Raw genomic sequence first — 3,548 nt, 5'->3', positions numbered from 1 at the left:
AGCGGCCACACCACCGGCCCGCCCGACACCCGCTCCACCACCGGCTCCGACACCAAGCTATCCACCGGCTGCTCAATGATGACGTGCGCATTGGTGCCACTGATTCCGAAGGACGAGATGCCCGCGCGGCGCGGGCCATCCTCACGCACCGGCCACTCACGCGCCTCGGTCAGCAACTCCACCGCACCCGCCGACCAATCCACCTCACGCGTCGGCTCATCCACATGCAACGACTTCGGCAACACACCATGACGCATCGCCTCGACCATCTTGATGATCCCCGCCACACCAGCCGCCGCCTGCGTGTGCCCGATATTCGACTTCACCGAACCCAGCCACAACGGACGCCCCTCAGGACGATCCTGCCCATACGTCGCAAGCAGCGCCTGCGCCTCGATCGGATCACCCAACCGAGTACCGGTACCGTGCGCCTCCACCACATCGACATCGATCGGCCCCAGACCCGCATTGGCCAACGCCTGACCGATCACCCGACGCTGCGACGGACCATTCGGCGCCGTCAGACCATTACTGGCGCCGTCCTGGTTCACCGCCGTGCCGCGTACCACCGCCAGCACCGGATGGCCATTGCGCCGGGCATCCGACAACCGCTCCACCAGCAGCACGCCGACACCCTCGGCCCAGCCGGTGCCGTCAGCGGCGTCAGCGAACGGCTTGCACCGCCCGTCAGGTGCCAGGCCGCGCTGGGCGCTGAAGTCGACGAACGTGTCCGGGGTGGACATCACGGTGACACCACCGGCCAACGCAAGCGTGCACTCCCCCGACCGCAGGGACTGCACCGCCCAGTGCAACGCCACCAACGACGACGAACACGCCGTGTCCACCGTCACCGCCGGCCCCTCCAGGCCGAAGGTGTACGCGATGCGTCCCGACAGGACGCTGCTCGCGCGGCCGATGCTGGAGTAGCCACTCAGCTCCTCGGACATCCGCGACACGTTGGCGCCGTAGTCGTAGTACGAGCCTCCGGTGAAGACTCCCGTGCGGCTGCCGCGCAGAGCAGCGGGGTCGATCCCGGCACGTTCCAGCGCCTCCCACGCGGTCTCCAGCAGCAGCCGCTGCTGGGGGTCCATCGCCAGGGCCTCTCTCGGACTGATACCAAAGAAGTCGGCGTCGAACGCGGCCGCGTCCCGCAGGAACCCGCCCTCATGGACGTAGCTGCTGCCTGGGCGTCCGGGCTCGGGATGGTACACCGACTCGATGTCCCAGCCTCGGTCGTCCGGGAACTCTCGGATGCAGTCCCTCGCGTCGGCGACCAGTCGCCACAGGTCTTCCGGGGACGCGACGTCTCCGGGGAAGCGGCAGCTCATCGCGACGATGGCGACGGGATCGTCCGTGCGGACGGTATCGGTGGCCGGCACCTGTGGGACGGTTTCGTTCTCGTCCCCCCAGAACTCGGCCGCGAGGTGCTGGGCGAGTGCCACGGGCGTGGGGTAGTCGAACACCATGGTCGCCGGAAGACGCAGGCCGGTGGCCTCCGCCAGGTGGTTGCGCAGCTCTACGGCGGTCAGCGAGTCGAAGCCGATGTCGCGGAAGGCGCGGTCGGTTCCGACCGCGTCCACCGAGGTGTGACCGAGTACCACGGCCGCCTGCTCGCGCACCGTCTCCAGTAGTACGGCGAGTTGTTCGGCCCGTTCCAGGCCGCGCAGCCGCAGGGACAGGTCCAGTGTGCTGCCGGTGTCCGGAGCGGTGGTGCCGGCCAGCGCGTCCAATGCCTTCCGGGCCTCGGAAAGGTCACCGATGAGCGGGCTGGGGCGGGCCCCGGTGAGTACGGGGGCGAAAAGGTCCCAGTCGACATCGACGACGGTCAGTGCGGTGGCGTCACCGGCGAGCGCGCGCTCCAGAGCACTGACCGCGTGTTCGGGCTTCATCGGCGGCAGGCCCTGCCGTCGCAGGAGCTCTTCGTCGTCGCCCTGGGCCGCCATCCCGGCCTCCGCCCACGGGCCCCACGCGACGGCGGTCGCCGTGAGCCCCCGGGCCCGACGCCGCTCGGCCAGCGCGTCGAGGAAGGCGTTGGCCGCGGCGTAGGCGCTCTGTCCCCCACTGCCCCAGATTCCGGCTACGGAAGAGAACAGGACGAAGGCGTCGAGGGGTTCTTCGGCGAACAGTTCGTCCAGGTGGGCGGCGCCCACGGCCTTCGCGCGCAGCGAGTGGCCCAGCTCATCGAGTGTCAGCTGCGCCACCGGTACCGAGGAGTCGACGCCGGCCGCGTGCACCACCGCCCGAACCGGTGCACCGCGCTCGGCCATGCTCCGCACGACTTGGGCCAGTTGGTCACGGTCGGCCGTGTCGCAGGCGGCGATGGTGACCTCGGTTCCCAGCGCGGCGAGCTCGGTCCGTAGTTCGCTGGCGCCGGGTGCTTCGATGCCCCGTCGGCTGAGGAGCAGGAGATGTTCTGCGCCGTTTCCGGCGAGGCGGCGGGCGACGTGTGCGCCCAGGGCTCCGGTGCCTCCCGTGATCAGTACGGTGCCGCGTGGCCGCCAGGGGACGGGCTGCCCGTCACCGTCCATGGCAGTGCGTACGAGCCGGCGCCCCAGCACGCCGGCAGGCCGTACGGCCGTCTGGTCCTCCCCGTGGGCGCGGTGCCCCGTACCATCAGCCGCCGTGGTGAGCAGCCCACACAGCCGGGTGAGGGCCCGTCCGTCCAGGTCGGCGGGGAGGTCCACAAGCCCACCCCACCGCTGGGGGTGTTCCAGCGCGAGCACGCGTCCCAGGCCCCACACCTGGGCCTGGGCAGGATTGCGCACCTCGTCGGCGTCGGTTGCCCGCACCGCACCGCAGGTGGCCAGCCACAGCGGTGCCCGCACCTGGGCATCGGCCAGTGCCTGCGCGAGGTGGAGGGTCAGGCCTAGTGCGGCCGGTACGTCGGCATGTGCCGGGTGCGTGCCTTCGGCGAGGGCGAGCAGTGACAGCACTCCGCCGACAGGGGAGCCGCCGGCCGGGTCGTCCGACGCTTCCGTGAGCAGTGCGGCGAGCCCCGGACGATCGGTGTGGGTCGGTACGGCGACAGGGACCGCACGGGCACCGCGCTCGGTCAACGCCTGGATAATCGCCGCCACCTGCTCATTGGCACCGTCCTCGGCGTGGACGACCAGCCAGGTACCCGTCGGATCGCCGGCCCCGGCGGAGGCCCCGATCGTCTCGTCACTCAGCCGCTTCCAGCTGATGCGGTACTGCCGCCTCCCTGCGACGAGGGTGTCCTGGCGACGGCGGTGCCAGGTGGAGAGTGCGGGCAGGAGGCCGGTAAGGGCCCCGTTCAGCCCCTTGGGCGCTGTCCCTTCGCCGCTCTGGGGCCCGTCTTCGGTGGTCGGGTCCTCGTCCAGCAGCATGGCGGCCAGTGCCTCGGAGTCGCCGCTGTCCACGGCCTCCCAGAACTTGGCTTCCTCGGGGTCCGTTGTGGAGGACCCGGCCGGGGCGCTCTCGGATGCGGAGCCTTCCAGCCAGTACCGCTGATGCTGGAAGGCATACGTCGGCAAGGCCACCCGCCGGGCACCTTGCCCCGCGAACACACCCTCCCAATCCACCGGCAC

1 protein-coding gene is annotated in these 3,548 nt (G+C 70.7%); it reads right to left on the bottom strand.

Annotated features, from left to right (window positions below; translation table 11 throughout):
* Window positions 1-3,500: SDR family NAD(P)-dependent oxidoreductase (locus ACZ4NB_RS38645; protein WP_467667740.1), on the bottom strand; the 3,500-nt coding region annotated here is incomplete at its 3' end.
* Window positions 3,501-3,548 lie beyond the last annotated feature (48 nt).

It is taken from the genome of Streptomyces sp. NPDC026575, from assembly GCF_055567415.1.
The sequence above is the reverse complement of the archived record's forward strand: the minus strand, read 5'-3'. Positions and strand labels throughout refer to the sequence as shown.